Genomic DNA, 15,975 nt, shown 5'->3' with positions numbered 1-15,975 from the left:
TCAGCTCCCGTGTGAGTCAAGGGTGTCGGCCGGTGATCGGCGGACGACGAATCGTCCCGGCGGCGATCCGGCTTTTCCTGCCCGGCTCCGCAGGTGTCCGTTTATCCCCCGCAGGGGGTGCCCCCACCCCGGCCTGAAGGCCGGGGTATCCACGAAGGAGTCCCGATGAGCGCAGACGAGGGAACCCGGACGTACGACGCCGTCATCGTCGGCGGAGGCCACAACGGTCTCGTCGCCGCCGCCTATCTGGCCCGAGCGGGACGCTCCGTCCTGGTTCTGGAGCGGCTGGACCACACGGGCGGGGCGGCGGTGTCCACCCGGCCGTTCGCCGGTGTCGACGCACGGCTGTCCCGGTACTCGTACCTGGTCAGCCTGCTGCCCCGGAAGATCGTCCAGGACCTGGGGCTCGACTTCCGGGTACGCGCCCGCACCATCTCCTCCTACACCCCCGTCGAACGCGACGGGCGGCCCACCGGGCTGCTCGTCGGCGGCGGCGAGCGGCGCACCCGCGAGGCGTTCGCCCGCCTCACCGGATCCGACCGCGAGTACCGGGCCTGGCAGCGTTTCTACGGCATGACCGGCCGTGTCGCCGAGCGGGTCTTCCCCACCCTCACCGGGCCGCTGCCCACCCGCGAGGAGCTGCGTGACGCGATCGACGACGAGGAGGCCTGGCGAACCCTGTTCGAGGAACCGATCGGTGTCGCCGTCGAGGAGCGCTTCACCGACGACCTCGTGCGGGGTGTGGTCCTCACCGACGCCCTCATCGGCACCTTCGCCGACGCCCACGACCCCACGCTCCGGCAGAACCGCTGCTTCCTCTACCACGTCATCGGCGGCGGCACCGGCGACTGGGACGTGCCGGTCGGCGGCATGGGCGCCCTCACCGACGCGCTGGCCGCCGCCGCGCGCGACGCGGGCGCCGTCATCGCCACCGGTCACGAGGCGGTACGGATCGACACGGACGGACGCACGGCCGAGGTCATCCACCGCACGGCCGACGGCGAGGGGGTCGCCGCCGCCCGGCACGTCCTGGTGAACGCCTCCCCGCGGGAGCTGGCGGCGCTGACCGGCGACACACCCCCCGCCCCGGCCGAGGGCGCCCAGCTCAAGGTGAACATGCTGCTCAAGCGGTTGCCCAGGCTGCGCGACAGTTCCGTCGACCCGCGCGAGGCGTTCGCCGGGACCTTCCACATCGCCGAGGGATACGGGCAACTGGCCGCCGCGCACGCGCAGGCCGCCGCCGGTGAACTGCCCGCCGCGCCGCCCTCCGAGATCTACTGCCACTCGCTCACCGACCCGACGATCCTCGGCCCGGACCTCGCCGCACAGGGCTACCAGACGCTCACCCTCTTCGGCCTGCACACCCCGGCCCGGCTGTTCGAACGGGACAACGACGCCGTGCGGGAGGAACTGTTGAAGTCGACGCTCGCCCAGCTCGACGCCCATCTGGCCGAACCGCTCGCCGACTGCCTGGCGACCGACGCGGACGGGCGTCCGTGTCTGGAGGCGAAGACCCCGCTGGACCTGGACCGTGACCTCGGGCTGCCCGGCGGGAACATCTTCCACCGCGAGCTGTCCTGGCCCTACGCCCAGGACGGCACCGGCCGGTGGGGCGTGGAGACCCGGCACGCCAACGTCCTGCTGTGCGGTGCGGGCGCGGTGCGCGGCGGCGGGGTGAGCGGGGTGCCGGGGCACAACGCGGCCATGGCGGTCCTGGAGGCGGGCTGACGGGCCGGGCCGAGGGGAGGGCCGGCGGAGGGCGGCCGGGTGTCAGTCGGCCGACCGGCTCCACCCCACGGCCCGGACGCGTGCCGCGTCCGCCGGGCGGGCCTCGTCGAAGAGCACGCCGTCACCGGTCGCGACGCGCATCCCGTCGACGTACGCACCGCGCCCGACGTACAACCGGTCCGTCGCGTAGCGCCAGCGCAGGGTGAGGCTCCGCGCGGCGGGCAGACCGGCGGTGAGCCCGTGCCAGACACGGCCCGACCAGCCGGTGGCGGCGCCCGAGGGATGCCGTTCCGGCTCCCCGCCCCGGCGTTCCGTGGTGAACGGCACCGGCTGCCAGGTCGCGCCGCCGTCCACCGTGGCCTCCAGGGTGAGGACGTCGGAGCGCGGCTCGGTGTCCCACCACAGGGCGCAGCGCAGCCGCGCGCCGCCGGACGAGGTGTCCACCGCGGGCAGGGTGAGGGTCGCCGTCGCCGAACTCGCCATCCCGGAGAACCAGGCCGTGCGTCCCTGCGCAGGGCGGACCGGGACCGCGCGGGCCAGCCGGTTCGCGGCGGCCACGCGGGGAGCCGACCCCGAACGCCAACTGCGTACGGGATGAACCGAGTTGCCGAGCACGACGAGGAACGAGTCGGTGGTCGGATCGAGTACCAGAGCGGTGCCGGTGAAGCCGGTGTGGCCCGCCGTGCGCGGGGTGGCCATCGCGCCCATGTACCAGTGCTGGTACAGCTCGAAGCCCAGGCCGTGCTCGTCCCCGGGGAAGTCGGTGTTGAAATCGGTGAACATCAGGTCCACCGACTCCGGTCTCAGCACGCGAGCCCGGCCGTAGCGGCCGCCGTTGAGCAGGGTCCGCCCGAGCACGGCCAGGTCCCAGGCGCACGAGAACACGCCCGCGTGGCCCGCGACCCCGCCCAGGCTGTAGGCGTTCTCGTCGTGCACCTCGCCCCACACCAGCCCCCGGTCGAGACCGGACCAGGGCAGGCGGGCGTCCTCGGTGGCGGCGATCCGCGGCTTCCAGGAGGCGGGCGGGTTGTAGCGGGTGCGTCGCATGCCCAGCGGGCCGGTGACGTCGTCATGGAGCAGGACGTCCAGGGTGCGGCCCGTGACCTTCTCCAGCACCAGCTGGAGCGAGATCAGGTTCAGGTCCGAGTACGAGTACGCCGTGCCCGGCGGGCTGACCGGCGCCTCGTCGAGGACGAGGCGGATGCGCTCCTCGTACGTGGGAGCGCTGTAGAGCGGGATCCAGGGACGGAAACCCGAAGTGTGCGTCAGAAGTTGACGAACCGTCACCTTCGCCTTGCCGGCGCGGCCGAAGTCCGGCAGGTACGAGGCGACGGTCGCCTCCAGCTCCAGGGCGCCCCGTTCGATCTGCTGCACGGCGAGGATCGAGGTGAACAGCTTCGACACCGAGGCCAGGTCGAAGACGGTGTCCTCGGCCATGGGGATCTGCCGGTCCGCCGGGAACTCGACGCCGGTGTCGGTCTTCTCGTCGTACGCCTGGTAGCGCACGGCCATGCCGATGGGCCGGTGGAGTGCGACGGTGCCACCGCGTCCGGCGAGCAGCACGGCGCCCGCGTACCAGGGGTGTTCGGGGGACGGACCGAGGAACGCCTCGGCGTCGGTGACGAGTCGGCTCAGATGCTCCGCGAGAAGGCCGGCCTGCCGGGCCGATCCGTGCCGCAGGGTCGGACGCCCGTTGCCCGACGCCGCCGCCGACGGCGGGGCCGCTGCCGCGGGGCCGGCCGGGAGGGAGGCGAAGGCCAGGGCGCCGCCCAGAGCCAGTGCGCGCCCGCCGAGCTGCCGGCGGGTGAGACCGCTCGACCCTGCGTCCGTCATGGGGGTTCCTCCCGTGTCGTGGCCGCGGGCGGCCTGAAAGAATCTTTCGGGGATCGCCTTGCGGGGTGAAACTTTCCTGTCAGGTGCGGGATGTGTCAATGGGGCGTGCGCGGTCGCGGGAGAAGTCGAAGTCCTTGACCTCCCCGGCCGGTCGACCGAGGATCATCTGTCATGACGCCCGGACACGGAAGCACGGTCGACGGACTCCTGCGACGCAGCGCCCGGCGCACTCCGGCGCGTACCGCCATCGAGTACGGCGATCGCACCTGGACCTACGACGCGCTCGACACCGCCGTCTCGGCGGCGGCGAGTGTCCTGCTGGCGGAGGGGCTGTCGCCCGGGGACCGGGTCGGCGCCTACGGCCACAACTCCGACGCCTACCTGATCGGCTTCCTCGCCTGCGCCCGCGCGGGCCTGGTGCACGTCCCGGTCAACCAGAACCTGACCGGCGACGACCTCGCCTATCCGGTCGGCCAGTCCGGCAGCACACTCGTCCTCACCGACCCCGACCTCGCCGGACGGCTCCCGGACGGTGTACGGACGCTGCCCCTGCGCGACGCCGACGGTTCGCTGCTCGACCTGCTGGCCGGGGCGCCCGCGTACGACGGACCCGAGCCGCGCTCCGAGGACCTGGTGCAGCTGCTGTACACGTCCGGCACCACCGCCCGGCCCAAGGGCGCGATGATGACGCACCGCGCACTGGTGCACGAGTACCTGAGCGCCATCACCGCCCTCGACCTCGGCGCGGGTGACCTCCCCGTGCACTCGCTCCCGCTCTACCACTCGGCGCAGATGCACGTCTTCCTGCTGCCCTACCTCGCGGTCGGCGCGACCGGTGTCATCCTCGACGCGCCCGACGGCGACCGGATCTTCGAGCTGATCGAGGCGGGCCGCGCGGACAGCCTGTTCGCCCCGCCCACGGTCTGGATCGCCCTGTCCGACCGCCCCGACTTCGCCACCCGCGACCTGAGCGGACTGCGCAAGGCGTACTACGGGGCGTCCGTCATGCCGGTGCCGGTCCTGGAGCGGCTGACGCGGCGGCTGCCGGACCTGGCGGTCTACAACTGCTTCGGGCAGAGCGAGATCGGCCCGCTGGCCACCGTCCTCGGCCCCGAGGAGCACAAGGGGCGCATGGACTCCTGCGGGCGGCCCGTGCTGTTCGTGGACGCGCGGGTGGTCGACGAGGACGGCAAGGACGTGCCCGACGGGACACCCGGTGAGATCGTCTACCGGTCGCCGCAGCTGTGCGAGGGGTACTGGGACAAGCCCGAGGAGACCGCCGAGGCCTTCCGTGACGGCTGGTTCCACTCCGGGGACCTCGCGGTGCGCGACGCCCACGGCTACTTCACGATCGTCGACCGGGTGAAGGACGTCATCAACTCCGGTGGCGTCCTGGTCGCCTCACGGCAGGTCGAGGACGCGCTGTACACGCACGAGGCGGTCGCCGAGGCCGCCGTGATCGGCCTCCCCGACGAGCGTTGGGTGGAGGCCGTCACGGCGGTCGTCGTCGCGCGCGGCGAGACGACGGAGGAGGAACTGATCGCGCACGCGCGCGAACGGCTCTCGTCCTTCAAGGCGCCGAAGAGGGTCCTGTTCGTGGACGAACTGCCGCGCAACGCCAGTGGGAAGATCCTCAAACGGGAGCTGCGCCACCGCTTCACCGGATGAGCGTGGTCCGGCCCGGCGCGGGCCGGACCGGGTAAGCCTGCTCAGCCGGTGGGGCGCGGCGCGGCGCCGCGCCCGGCGCCGCTGCCGCCCTGGGGCCCGTACGCCGTCATGAAGCGGTCCCGGAAGGTGTCCATGCCCCAACGGGGTGCGGTCGGGGCGGGTTTGAGGCCGTCGGTCCAGTTCCAGTCGGCCACCCGGTCCAGGACCTTCGGGTCCTTGGCGACGATGCTGATCGGCACGTCCTTGCTGGTGCTCCCGGCGGTGACGGTCGGGACCGGCTGGTGGTCGCCGAGGAAGACCAGGACCGTGTTCTCGTCGCCGTACCGCTCCATCCACTCGATCAGGCTCCGCAGCGAGTACTCGATGGACTTGCGGTACTCGGTGCGTACCCTCTCCGGGTCCTGCCAGACCTCCTTGGGATCGGTGCCCTCCTTCTTGATCTGGTGGAACACGGAGCCGTCGCCGAGGTCGTCCCAGTCGATCATGCGGGCGTTGGGGGACCACGGGTTGTGGCTGGAGGCGAGGATGATCTCCGCCATGATCGGCTCGCGGTCCTTCCTGCCGTGCTCCAGGCGCTCGAAGGCCTCCATGCTGAACTGGTCGGGCACCGGCGTCCAGCTGAAGTACGGTCCCCGGTAGCCGAGGTGCTCGGAGTCGTAGATGTGGTCCAGGCCGAAGTACTTGCCCTCCGGCCAGGCCCGCCGCACCCCGGGCACGATGCCGACGGTGCGCCAGTCACCGGCCTTGCGGAAGTAGCTGGTGAGGGTCATGCGGTCGCTGGTGGTGAGGCTGCGGTAACGCTGCTGGTTCTTGATCCACAGGCCGGACAGGAAGGTGGAGTGGGCGAGCCAGCTGCCCGCGCCCGTCACCGGTGACTCGAGCCATCCGCTGCGCGACTCGAAACCGGCGGCCTCCAGGGTGTCGGTGCCCTCCTTCAGTACCGCGTCGATCGGCTCCGCCATCGCCGGGTCGTCGATCGCGACCCGGCCGTAGCTCTCGATGAACGTGAACAGGACGTCCTTGCCGCGCAGTTCCGTGAACAGCTGGTCGGGCGGAGTGTCGGCGAAGGCGTCGGTTGCGGCCTGCTGTTTGAAGACCCGCCCGTCCTTGATGCCCGCGCGCATCTGCTCCACCCGGTTGCCCAGCATCTCCGCGGTGCCCTTGGTGGCCAGGGGGACGTCGGTGACCTGCACGCCCAGCGTGACGCAGGTGATCCACGCGACGCCGAGGACCAGCGTGGTGCGGACGGCGGCGGGACGGTGGCGCACCATCAGGTTCGTGATCCGCACCGCTGCCAGTGTCATCAGCGCCAGCAGGGTGATGAACAGGATGATCAGTCCGATCACGGCGAGGATCTGCCCGCCCCGGCCGAACGACTCCCGCACGAACTCCGCCGCGTGCTCGAACAGGATCCAGTCGAGCACCAGGTCGAACGGCCGGGCCAGCACCTGGTAGAAGCCCATGTCCACCATCTTCAGAACGGTGAGCAGCCCGAGGAGGACGCCCGAGACCACCGCGGTGATCCGCCGGGGCTTCGGCGGCAGCGCGAGCAGCAGGGTCGCCAGCAGGATTCCCTCGGCCGGGACACGGAGGAACGCCTCGAACGTGAGCCGCTCCACGCGGTTCGGCACGAGGAGGGCGAAGAGCAGGAGCGCCCCGGCCGTCACGGTCGTCCCGACCGTGACGGCGCGGGCCGCACGCGGGTGACGCCGGCGCAGGCGCTCCCACCGGGCGGGTGCCGTGCCCTTCGGCGCCTCCCCGGCTGCCTCGCCGGAGGCGGTGGGGCCGTCGTCCGGGTCCGCTCCGCTCCCGGTGGTGTCCGACAGCTGACGGGAGCGAGTGAAGAGCTGCACCCGGGGGTCCTTCCGTGCGGTACTGCGGTGGCATGGCAAACCGGGCCCGGTGGACGGGCCTGCCGCCATCAGTACGTTCGCACGTCACTCCGTGTTCAATCGCGCCCGCGTGGATTCACCGGCCCGGGTCCACGCGGGCGGACCCCCGCCTGCCGCGCCCCGGAAACGGACGCCGACGTGGCCTGTCGGAGGCCGGAACCGATCGCTAGGCTGGCCGCGGACGACGGAAACCGGGAGGAGCACGGACGTGGCCGACAGCACCACCCAGCAGCGACCGCTCACCGGCTGGGACAAGCCTGACCTGGACCTCAGCAACGCGCAGTGGCAGCCCGGCAGCCGAGGCCTGGGGGATGTCCAGATCGCCTTCGTGGAAGGCTTCATCGCCATGCGGAACAGTGGCCGCCCGCAGAGCCCTTCCCTGATCTTCACCCCGGCCGAGTGGGGCGCATTCGTGTCGGGAGCCCGGGAGGGGGAGTTCGACCTGACGTGAGCCGGACGCGTACGCCCCGCCGCAGAGCGGAACGATCGTGGCGCCGGGTGTGGTCGCCGGTACTTCCGGACAGACGACCGGGGATAGTCTTCCGGGACCGGGCCTGAGCCAGGCCGGCCCGGGAAGGTGCGGGTCGTGGTCCGGAAGTGAGGAAGCCCATGAGCACCCAGCCGGTCGTCGCGGCGGTCGACGGTTCGGACGACAGTCTGCGCGCCCTGGAGTGGGCCATCGACGCCGCGCGCCGGCGTGCGGCCCCGCTGAGGGTGGTGCACGTCCGTCAGTACGCCGCCTGGGGCCAGCCCGAGGTGCTGGCCGCCGGACCGCCCGCCCCGAAGGAGGACCCGGTCCTCGATCTGGTCCGTGCACGGCTGGAGGGACGGACCGGGCTCCCCGCCGTCGATTTCGTCGCCCTGGACGGGGCTCCCGGCGCCCTCCTCCCCGAACTCGGCGCCACCGCGCAGCTGCTGGTGCTCGGCTCCCGGGGCCGCGGCGGGTTCGCCAGTCTGCTGCTCGGCTCCAACTCCCTGGCCGCGGCCAGGGACGCCGAATGCCCCGTCGTCGTGGTGCCCCGGCCCGGGCGGGGGGCCGGGACCGGCACCGACACGCCCGTCGGCACCGACACGGCCGGCCCGTCCGTGGTTGTCGGACTGAACGTCGACAGCCCCGACGAGGCCACCCTCGCTCACGCCTTCGACGAGGCCGCCCTGCGCGACGTCCGGCTCCGGATCGTCGCCGCCTACCCGTGGCCCCCGCAGACCTGGATGCTGCCCGGGGAGATGCCGGCGCCGCAGATCGACCAGGGCGCCGTCGAGCACGAGTCCCGGACCCTCGCCCGCGGATGCCTCGCCCCGCACCGCGAACGGCACCCCGGAGTCGTCGCCGAGATCCTGGTGCTGCCCGGTGATGCCGCCGGACACCTGGTCGCGGCCTCCGAGAACGCCGAGCTGGTCGTCGTGGGGCGCCACCGACGACGCCTGCTGGCACCGGCCCGCATGATGGGCTCCGTCACCCAGGCCGTCCTGCTGCACGCGGCCGGCCCCGTCGCGGTCGTCCCGCCGGCTCCCCCCGAGGAGTAGCTCCCGGAGCGCGCCCGCCTCGGGGGAGTGGCGGGCGTCGCCCGGCCGTCCGGCGACGGGTGCGGGCACGTACCATTGCGGCATGTCGTTCCTCCGCCGCCGCAGTGCCACTCCCGCCGGGCCCGACTTCGACGTACTGGCCATGGACCCGGGCGACTGGCCCGGAAACCTGGGCGCCGGCCTGCTGCCCGCCCCCGACGGCACGTGCCAGGGCGTCTTCCTGCGCTACGACCTGTTCGGCGGTCGTGGCCCCGCCATGATCATCGGCAATCTGCCGGAGGGCTCCGCGGCCCGTGAGGTCGCCGAGGGCGAGGTCCCCTTCGAGGTGGGGCAGCTGCTGCTGGCGCTGGAGAACGAGGAGGAGGTGACCGTCGTCGGCACCGAGGACGTGCCCGTGATGCAGGGCGACAACCTGCTGATCGTGCGCCGCGTGAAGCTCTCCGAGAGCCGGATCTCCTGTGTGCAGTTCGACCGCAGCGACAACGTCCTGGTCACCATCGCCGCCTGGGACCGCCCCATCACCGACGACCTGTACGCCCTCCTCAAGCCGCTGCCCGCGGAACTGTTCCAGCAGGGCTGACCCGGGCCGGCTGATCGGTTTCCGTCCCCTTCCCGTCCCCGGCCCGGGAACGGGACAGGACCGGCCGGTGCTACGAGGACTTCACCGTCACGTCCGCCGCCCGTACGAAGGCGATCCGGTGGCCGTACTGGATCTGGTAGTACGGGTCCTCGCCCCTGACCACCCGGTGCGAGGCCTCGTCGAAGGTCACCGCGTACAGATACTCGCCGGGCACCTTGCCCGCGGTGACGTACTCCTGGCCCTTCGGCAGCCTGTACGGCAGCGGGGACACCTTCTGCACGGGCACCTCCGCCGGATAGGCGGCCTCCTCCGGGTAGGCCCGCCCGTACACCGGCACGGAGTCCAGGCCCTTCCTCGGGGTCACGACCCGGCCGGCGGCGGGTACCGCGGTGGGCCGCTCCTGAGGGTTCCTGAACCAGGCCTTCTGCCCCAGGTACCAGATGGCGGTCCAGTTGCCCCACCGGCCGGCCACCGCGTACTGCTGGCCGGTCGACACCCGTGAGGACAGGTCGTTCACCCCGGTCGTCGGGGCCGAACCCAGGGCGCTGTCCCTGATCAGGGGGGACTTCTCGTCGTGGTCGGAGTACAGGCGCACCGCGCTGGACCCGTGCGCCGCGCACGGCTCGCCGGCGCTCCCGCAGCCCGTGAACACCGGGCCGTGGGCGGCGTAGTCGGGACGGATCGTCACCAGTGCGCCGTCCTCGCCGGCGGTGGCCTCGAAGGGACGGCCCAGCAGCGCGAAGTAGTGCGCCCAGTCCCAGTAGGGCCCGGGGTCGGTGTGCATGCCGGACACGGCCTCCGTGGTCGGACCGGGCACGGTGTCGTGGCCCAGGATGTGCTGCCGGTCCAGGGGGATGTCGTACTTCTCGGCGAGGTACCGCACCAGACGGGCCGAGGAACGGTACATCGCCTCGGTGTACCAGGCGTCGGGCCTCGCCAGGAAGCCCTCGTGCTCCAGCCCGATCGACCCGGCGTTGACGTACCAGTTGCCCGCGTGCCAGGTGATGTCCTTGGCCTTCACGTGCTGGGCGATGTGACCGTCGGTCGAGCGCAGACTGTAGTTCCACGACACATAGGTGGGATCCCGCACCATGTCGAGAACGCCCTCCCAGGCACCCTCGGTGTCATGGACGACGATGTACCGGACGGGCTGCGAGACAGGTCGGTTCCCCAGGTCGTGGTTGCCGTAGTCGCCGTCCCCGAACTCCTCGTACGGTGCCGGGACCCACTCGCAGGACACCGTCTCGGGACACTCCGTCGCGGCGGTGGAGGCGGTACGCAGACCGGTGCGGGCCGGCGCGGACCGGTCCGGCGCGAGGTCCGCACGGGCGGCCAGGACGACCTCTTGTCCCGAGTCCGTGACGCGCCGCGCACCGGCGCGGATCACCTCGTAGACGTCGTTCGCGTACGCCGCCGCCGACGCCGTGTCGTCCGCCCCGGAGAAACGGGCCACCGCGCCGTACCAGTCGGCCGGGTCCTCGCTCGGCGGCTCGCCCAGCTCCCGCTGGGCCTCGGCCAGCAGCGCGGCGCCGCCCGCCACATTCGCGGCCGGGTCCTCACGCAACCGCGCGGCGCTGAGCCCGGTCAGCTCGGCCGCCCTCGGCAGGGTGGCCAGACGGTCCGGGACCGCGCCGGTGCGCGGCGACCGCGCGTCGAAGCGCAGTGCCTCGGCACGCCGTTTCCCGGGCCGCAGCGCGGGGCGGGCGTCGTCACCCCGGGGATCCTCCGTCCCCTCGCCGTGATGCGGCGTCGCCGTTGCCAGCGCGGTACGGGCGTCCGTGAGGTGCATCGGGCCGTAGCCGCCGGTCACACTCGGCGCTCCGTCGTGCGTGTCCCAGCGGGACTGGAGGTAGGAGACGCCCAGCAGCACGCTCCGTGGCACCCCGTACGCGGCGGCGGAGGCACTGAACGCCTGCTGCAGCCGGGTCGCGTCCGGTGGGGTCGGGTCCGGGCGGGCCCCGGACGGGGCCGCGCCGAGCAGCGGCAGCGTGAGCGCAGCCGCGGCCAGGGCACCGGTGGTGCGGCGGGAACGGCGATGCCCGGCCGCCGCACGGCCGGGCTCGGTGGGGGGAGATCCTCGCAACACAGTCTCCTGGGGACGATCGGTCGGGATGAACCGTGCGGGGCCGGCGGTCGGATGGTGCTACCGGCGTGCCGATGATCCGTCAATCATGCCCAGAAGGAGCGAAATTCCCCGGCAATCCGGGCCGCGGGTCGTGGCGGAGGGCCAGTGCCGCGACGCGGTGGGAGCGCAGGAACGTGCGGGGGTGTGTGAGAGGTCCGCGGTGTCCCCGAAGAGGAGCACCGCGGACCTCTCACACACCCCGGTCAGCGAGTGCCGACCGCCGCGCGCACGGCCCGGCGGGCCATCTGGCAGTCGTCGTGCAGGCGCCGCAGCAGCAGCCGCTGCTCCTCACCGGACGGCAGAACGCCCTGCTGGGCCGAACCCGGTCCCACCGGGCCCACCTCGCGCATCGAACGCTGCACGGCCGTCTCGTAGGTACGGATCTCACGCGTCAGCACCAGCATCAGGTTCACCAGGAACGCGTCGCGTGAGGCAGGGCCCGCCGACTGCGCGATCTGGCTGATCTGCCGCCGGGCCGTCGGCGCGTCCCCGAGCACCGCCCACAGGGTCGCCAGGTCGTAGCCCGGCAGGTACCAGCCCGCGTGTTCCCAGTCCACCAGCACTGGACCGGCCGGTGAGATCAGGATGTTGGAGAGCAGCGCGTCGCCGTGACAGAACTGGCCCATGCCGTGGCGCCCGGCCGCGTGCGCGATGCCGTGCAGCAGTTTCTGCAGATCGCCCATGTCCCGGTCGGTGAGCAGGCCCAGCTCGTGATAGCGGGCGATCCGCGCCGCGTAGTCCAGCGGGGCGTCGAAGGTACCGGCCGGCGGGCGCCACCCGTTCAGTCGGCAGATCGCGCCGAGCGCCGCCTTGATGTCCGCTCGCGGCGGTGCCTCCGCCGGGTGCCGCTGGAGCGCCGCCACCCGGCCGGGCATCCGCTCGATCACCAGGGTGCAGTTGTCCGGGTCCGCCGCGATCAGCCGGGGCGCCCGCACGGGTGGGCGGTGCCGGACGAACGAGCGGTACGCCGCTATCTCGTGCCGGAACCGCTCGGACCAGACGGGGGAGTGATCCGTTAAGCACTTGGCCACCGCGGTGCTCCGGCCGGTGGTCCCGACCAGGAGGATGGACCGGCCGCTGCGGCGCAGCACCTGCACCGGTGCGAACTCCGGACAGATGCGGTGCACCGACGCGATCGCCGTGCGCAACTGGGCGCCCTGGGGCCCGGACAGGTCGAGCCTGCCGCTGAGCGGCTGGGGGCCGGCGCCCGGAGCGCGCCGCACCTTGCCCGGGCCCGGCACGGTGGCCGCCGGGCGCGCGGGGGCGAGGTAGGGGCCGTTGTCCGACGGACGCGGACGCAGTGGCCTGGGCGGTGCGGACACGGAGGACGATGCTGCGTACATGGGCGATACAGATCCCTTCGTGTGCCTGCGACGTCATCGCGCCACCCGGCCCGGTCGCCCAGGCGCACCCTGGGGAATGCCCCCGGCGGAGACCGGGTCGTGGTGGCGCGTTCCTACTCGACACCCGATGCCCCCTGGCACACCATCTGGCGAACCCTGGCGAACCCTGGCGAATAGTCGCCCGGCAACTCGCACGGGGCTACTGTCAACTCAGCCGAGAACCTGGGGGCTTGACGTGAGCGGACAACCCAACACCCGGCTCTCGGACCTGTTCGGCCTGGCCGGCTGGTCCAAGGGCGAACTCGCGAGGCTGGTCAACCGGCAGGCGGCGGCCATGGGCCATCCCCAGCTGGCGACCGACACCTCCCGGGTACGGCGGTGGATCGACATGGGAGAGATCCCGCGCGATCCCGTGCCGCGGGTACTGGCGGTCCTGTTCACCGAGCGTCTCGGCCGTGTCGTGACCATCGAGGATCTCGGTCTGGTCCGGCACGGGCGTACGGGGAAACGGCCACGCGGCGGGAGTGCGGAACATCCCGACGGAGTGCCGTGGGCGCCCGAGCGGACAGCCGAGGTCCTCACCGAATTCACGGGAATGGACCTCATGCTCAACCGACGCGGCTTGGTGGGCGCGGGCGCCGCGCTCTCCGCCGGATCCGCACTCAGCAGCGCCATGCACGACTGGCTGCACACCGATCCGGCACTGACCACCGACGCTCCCCGAATCGACCATCCGCTGCACGCCGACTCCGTCGGGTTCGACCGCTACGAGGCCGCCCCCATCGGGTCTCAGGAGATCGAGGAACTCGAGCGCTCCGTGGAGGTGTTCCGCGCCTGGGACGCCGCCCGGGGCGGCGGCCTCCAGCGCAAGGCGGTGGTCGGCCAGCTCAACGAGGTGGGCGGCATGCTCGCCTACCACCACCCGCCCCACCTCCAGCGGCGCCTGTGGGGCGTCGCCGCCAACCTCGCCGTCCTGGCGGGCTGGATGTCGCACGACGTCGGCCTGGAACCCACGGCCCAGAAGTACTTCGTCATCGCGGCGCACGCCGCCAGAGAGGGAGGTGACCGGCCGCGCGCGGGTGAGGCGCTGTCCCGTGCGGCCCGCCAGATGGTGCACCTGGGCCGGCCCGACGACGCCCTGGACCTGCTGAAGCTCGCCCAGTCCGGGTCGGGCGGGGAGTTGCTGCCGCGCACCCGCGCGATGTTCCACACCATCGAGGCCTGGGCGCAGGCGTCCATGGGCAAAGGGCAGGCGATGCGCCGCACACTGGGCCGGGCCGAGGACCTGTTCGTCTCCGACCGGGGGGCCGATCTGGAGCAGCCGGACTGGATGCAGACCTTCAAGGACGAGGATCTGTACGGGATGCAGGCCCTGGCCTACCGCACCCTGGCCGAGTTCGAGCCGGGCGCGGCCGCGCACGCCCAGCACTACGCGGAGAAGGCGCTGTCCCTGCGCGTCGACGGCCGGGAACGGTCGAAGATCTTCGACCATCTCTCCATGGCCTCCGCCTGCTTCATCGCGGACGACCCGGAGCAGGCCGACCGGTACGCACGTCTGGCGCTGATGTCGATGGGCTCCAACTCCTCGCGCCGCACCTGGGACCGGCTGCGCCAGATGTACCGGCTCACCGCCGAGTACTCCTCGTACCCGAGGATCCAGGAACTGCGGGAGGAGATCAGGCAGGCCCTGCCGAGGCCCAGAGGGAAGGGCGGCAACAGCACACTGGCATAAAGGAGTTGCGGAGGGTCTTCCTACGAGGTCACGCGGACGACGAGCACGCAGGCCTCCTCCTCGCGCGCGGTGTCGCCGAACTCCCGCAGAACGACCGGCAGGCAGTCCCGCGCGGTGCGGTCCCCGGTGAACTGCGGTGCCAGCTCGAGGAGGTGCGGGACGGTGGCGGCCCCAACCCGCCCGGGTACCGGCCCGCCGGTGTGCAGCACCAGCACATCGCCGACTTCGAGGGTCTCCTCGGCCTGCCCGTAGCGGGCGGCCGGGGAGGCACCGAGCCGACCGCCCTCCGGGGCGTCCAGGGCGCGGCCCGTCCCGCCGCGGAACAGCAGCGGGACGGGGCGTCCGGCCCGCGCCCACACCAGCGAGCGGGTGTCGGGCCGGTAGTACATACAGAGGCCACTGCCGAGGGCCGGTTGCCCGGTGGCGTCGAGCAGCCGGTCGAGGCAGGCCAGCAGCGGACCCGGTGCGGTGCCGGCCATCGCCATGCCGCGCATCGCGCCGAGCAGCATCGTCATGTCCGACGACGGACCGGCGCCCTGCCCGGTCAGCTCGCCGACGCTGAGCAGGGCGGTGCCGTCGGACAGTTCGAGGGTGTCGTACCAGGTGCCCCCGGTCGGTGCTCCGGCAGGCGACGGGAGGTGCCGGGCGGCGAGGTCCAGGGTTCGCGGGCCCCGGTGCGGGAGGGGCAGGGAGCCGTGCCACGGGGACGGCACGGATTCCTGCGGCTCGATCGCGGGCCGGTGTCCGGTTCGCGCCGCGGCCTGTCGCTGGTGGTGCAGCGATGCGCGGGTCTCGCTGACCGCCCGTCGGCGGCGGCGCAGTTCGCTGACGTCCCGCAGCACGGCCCACATCGAGGCGGTGCTGCCGTCGGCCCCGAGGACCGGTTCGCCCATCATGTGCACCGTCCGGGCGCTGCCGTCGGGACGCAGCAGCCGGAACTCCCCGTCGATGGGCCGGGCGTCGACGAGACAGCCCGTGACCATCGCGGTGAGCTTCGGCCGGTCCTCGTCGTGCACGAGGGACGGCAGTTCGTCGAGGGTGAGCGGGGGAGCGGCCGGGTCGCGGTCCAGGATGCGGTACAGCTCCCCGGACCAACTGGCCTCGTCCGTCAGCAGGTTCCACTCGGCGCTACCGACCCGGCTGAGCAGGGAGTCGTGCCGGGGCGGTGCGGCGGGCCCGGACCCGGCCGGCGCCGGTAAGGGCGGGGGGCCGTCCCGCAGCTGGGCCAGGTGCTCGTCCAGGTCGTTGAGCTGGTGCAGCGCCAGGTCGTACAGCGCGCGTTGCCAGCGGTCCTCCGGGTCCGAGGCGTCGGCCGCGGTGTCGCGCCGTACGGCGTCCACGTCACCCCTGAGCCGCCGGGTCTGCGAGATGAGCGCGTCGACCGGGCCGCGTCCTGGCGGCTGGGCGGCTGAGCGGTCCGCGGAGAGGTGGGGCGGCATGACGCACTCCGATGTGGGACGGTTCGGGCCAGAGGCGGGTGGAAGGACCGTTACGACTGTGGCACAGCACGCCACGCCCTGTAAGGGATTCGGCGAGACGCCCCAAGG

11 protein-coding genes are annotated in these 15,975 nt (G+C 72.6%); 6 read left to right on the top strand and 5 right to left on the bottom strand.

Translation table 11 applies throughout. From position 1 onward, the window contains the following. Positions 1-165: 165 nt before the first annotated feature. On the top strand, positions 166-1,728 hold the full coding sequence (locus AB0I73_RS23120; RefSeq protein WP_363040192.1) for an NAD(P)/FAD-dependent oxidoreductase: 1,563 nt from the start codon (positions 166-168) through the stop codon (positions 1,726-1,728). A gap of 42 nt (positions 1,729-1,770) precedes the next feature. On the opposite strand, the gene AB0I73_RS23115 is transcribed toward AB0I73_RS23120, so the two are convergent. Next, positions 1,771-3,561: a serine hydrolase gene (locus AB0I73_RS23115; RefSeq protein ID WP_363040190.1), complete on the bottom strand. Its 1,791-nt coding sequence runs from the start codon at positions 3,559-3,561 to the stop codon at positions 1,771-1,773. Positions 3,562-3,732: 171 nt separating this feature from the next. Between AB0I73_RS23115 and AB0I73_RS23110 the strand changes: the two genes are divergently transcribed. Then, on the top strand, positions 3,733-5,229 hold the full coding sequence (locus tag AB0I73_RS23110; protein WP_363040188.1) for an acyl-CoA synthetase: 1,497 nt from the start codon (positions 3,733-3,735) through the stop codon (positions 5,227-5,229). A gap of 41 nt (positions 5,230-5,270) precedes the next feature. Here AB0I73_RS23110 and AB0I73_RS23105 read toward each other — a convergent pair whose 3' ends face one another. Continuing rightward, positions 5,271-7,082, bottom strand: a complete 1,812-nt coding sequence (locus tag AB0I73_RS23105; protein WP_363040186.1) for a sulfatase — start codon at positions 7,080-7,082, stop codon at positions 5,271-5,273. A gap of 247 nt (positions 7,083-7,329) precedes the next feature. Between AB0I73_RS23105 and AB0I73_RS23100 the strand changes: the two genes are divergently transcribed. From AB0I73_RS23100 to AB0I73_RS23090, 3 genes are all read left to right on the top strand, one after another. After that, the gene (locus AB0I73_RS23100; protein ID WP_363040184.1) at positions 7,330-7,572 is read left to right on the top strand and encodes a DUF397 domain-containing protein; all 243 of its coding nucleotides are present in this window, start codon (positions 7,330-7,332) and stop codon (positions 7,570-7,572) included. 158 nt (positions 7,573-7,730) lie between these two features. Continuing rightward, positions 7,731-8,648: a universal stress protein gene (locus AB0I73_RS23095; RefSeq protein ID WP_363040182.1), complete on the top strand. Its 918-nt coding sequence runs from the start codon at positions 7,731-7,733 to the stop codon at positions 8,646-8,648. Between the two features lie 82 nt (positions 8,649-8,730). After that, on the top strand, positions 8,731-9,228 hold the full coding sequence (locus AB0I73_RS23090) for a hypothetical protein (protein ID WP_109380903.1): 498 nt from the start codon (positions 8,731-8,733) through the stop codon (positions 9,226-9,228). A gap of 70 nt (positions 9,229-9,298) precedes the next feature. Here AB0I73_RS23090 and AB0I73_RS23085 read toward each other — a convergent pair whose 3' ends face one another. Beyond that, a complete protein-coding gene (locus AB0I73_RS23085) occupies positions 9,299-11,311 on the bottom strand; it encodes a peptidoglycan recognition family protein (RefSeq protein ID WP_363040180.1) in 2,013 nt (670 codons plus the stop codon). 245 nt (positions 11,312-11,556) lie between these two features. Beyond that, positions 11,557-12,696: an aminoglycoside phosphotransferase family protein gene (locus AB0I73_RS23080; protein ID WP_363040178.1), complete on the bottom strand. Its 1,140-nt coding sequence runs from the start codon at positions 12,694-12,696 to the stop codon at positions 11,557-11,559. Between the two features lie 235 nt (positions 12,697-12,931). On the opposite strand from AB0I73_RS23080, the gene AB0I73_RS23075 reads away from it, so the two are divergent. Beyond that, positions 12,932-14,428 carry a hypothetical protein gene (locus AB0I73_RS23075; RefSeq protein ID WP_363040176.1) on the top strand — a complete coding sequence of 499 codons (1,497 nt, stop codon included), beginning with the start codon at positions 12,932-12,934 and terminating at the stop codon, positions 14,426-14,428. 20 nt (positions 14,429-14,448) lie between these two features. On the opposite strand, the gene AB0I73_RS23070 is transcribed toward AB0I73_RS23075, so the two are convergent. Then, a complete protein-coding gene (locus tag AB0I73_RS23070; protein ID WP_363040174.1) occupies positions 14,449-15,867 on the bottom strand; it encodes a SpoIIE family protein phosphatase in 1,419 nt (472 codons plus the stop codon). Positions 15,868-15,975: the final 108 nt, after the last annotated feature.

Source organism: Streptomyces sp. NPDC050388, assembly GCF_040655635.1.
In the GTDB taxonomy this organism is placed as follows: domain Bacteria; phylum Actinomycetota; class Actinomycetes; order Streptomycetales; family Streptomycetaceae; genus Streptomyces.
This window is presented reverse-complemented; position numbering and strand designations above follow the sequence as displayed.

Coding starts and splice junctions, on each gene's coding strand:
- AB0I73_RS23070 (WP_363040174.1), bottom strand. CDS start 15,867: ATGCCGCCCCACCTCTCCGCGGACCGCTCAGCCGCCCAGCCGCCAGGA.
- AB0I73_RS23110 (WP_363040188.1), top strand. CDS start 3,733: ATGACGCCCGGACACGGAAGCACGGTCGACGGACTCCTGCGACGCAGC.
- AB0I73_RS23080 (WP_363040178.1), bottom strand. CDS start 12,696: ATGTACGCAGCATCGTCCTCCGTGTCCGCACCGCCCAGGCCACTGCGT.
- AB0I73_RS23115 (WP_363040190.1), bottom strand. CDS start 3,561: ATGACGGACGCAGGGTCGAGCGGTCTCACCCGCCGGCAGCTCGGCGGG.
- AB0I73_RS23095 (WP_363040182.1), top strand. CDS start 7,731: ATGAGCACCCAGCCGGTCGTCGCGGCGGTCGACGGTTCGGACGACAGT.
- AB0I73_RS23090 (WP_109380903.1), top strand. CDS start 8,731: ATGTCGTTCCTCCGCCGCCGCAGTGCCACTCCCGCCGGGCCCGACTTC.
- AB0I73_RS23120 (WP_363040192.1), top strand. CDS start 166: ATGAGCGCAGACGAGGGAACCCGGACGTACGACGCCGTCATCGTCGGC.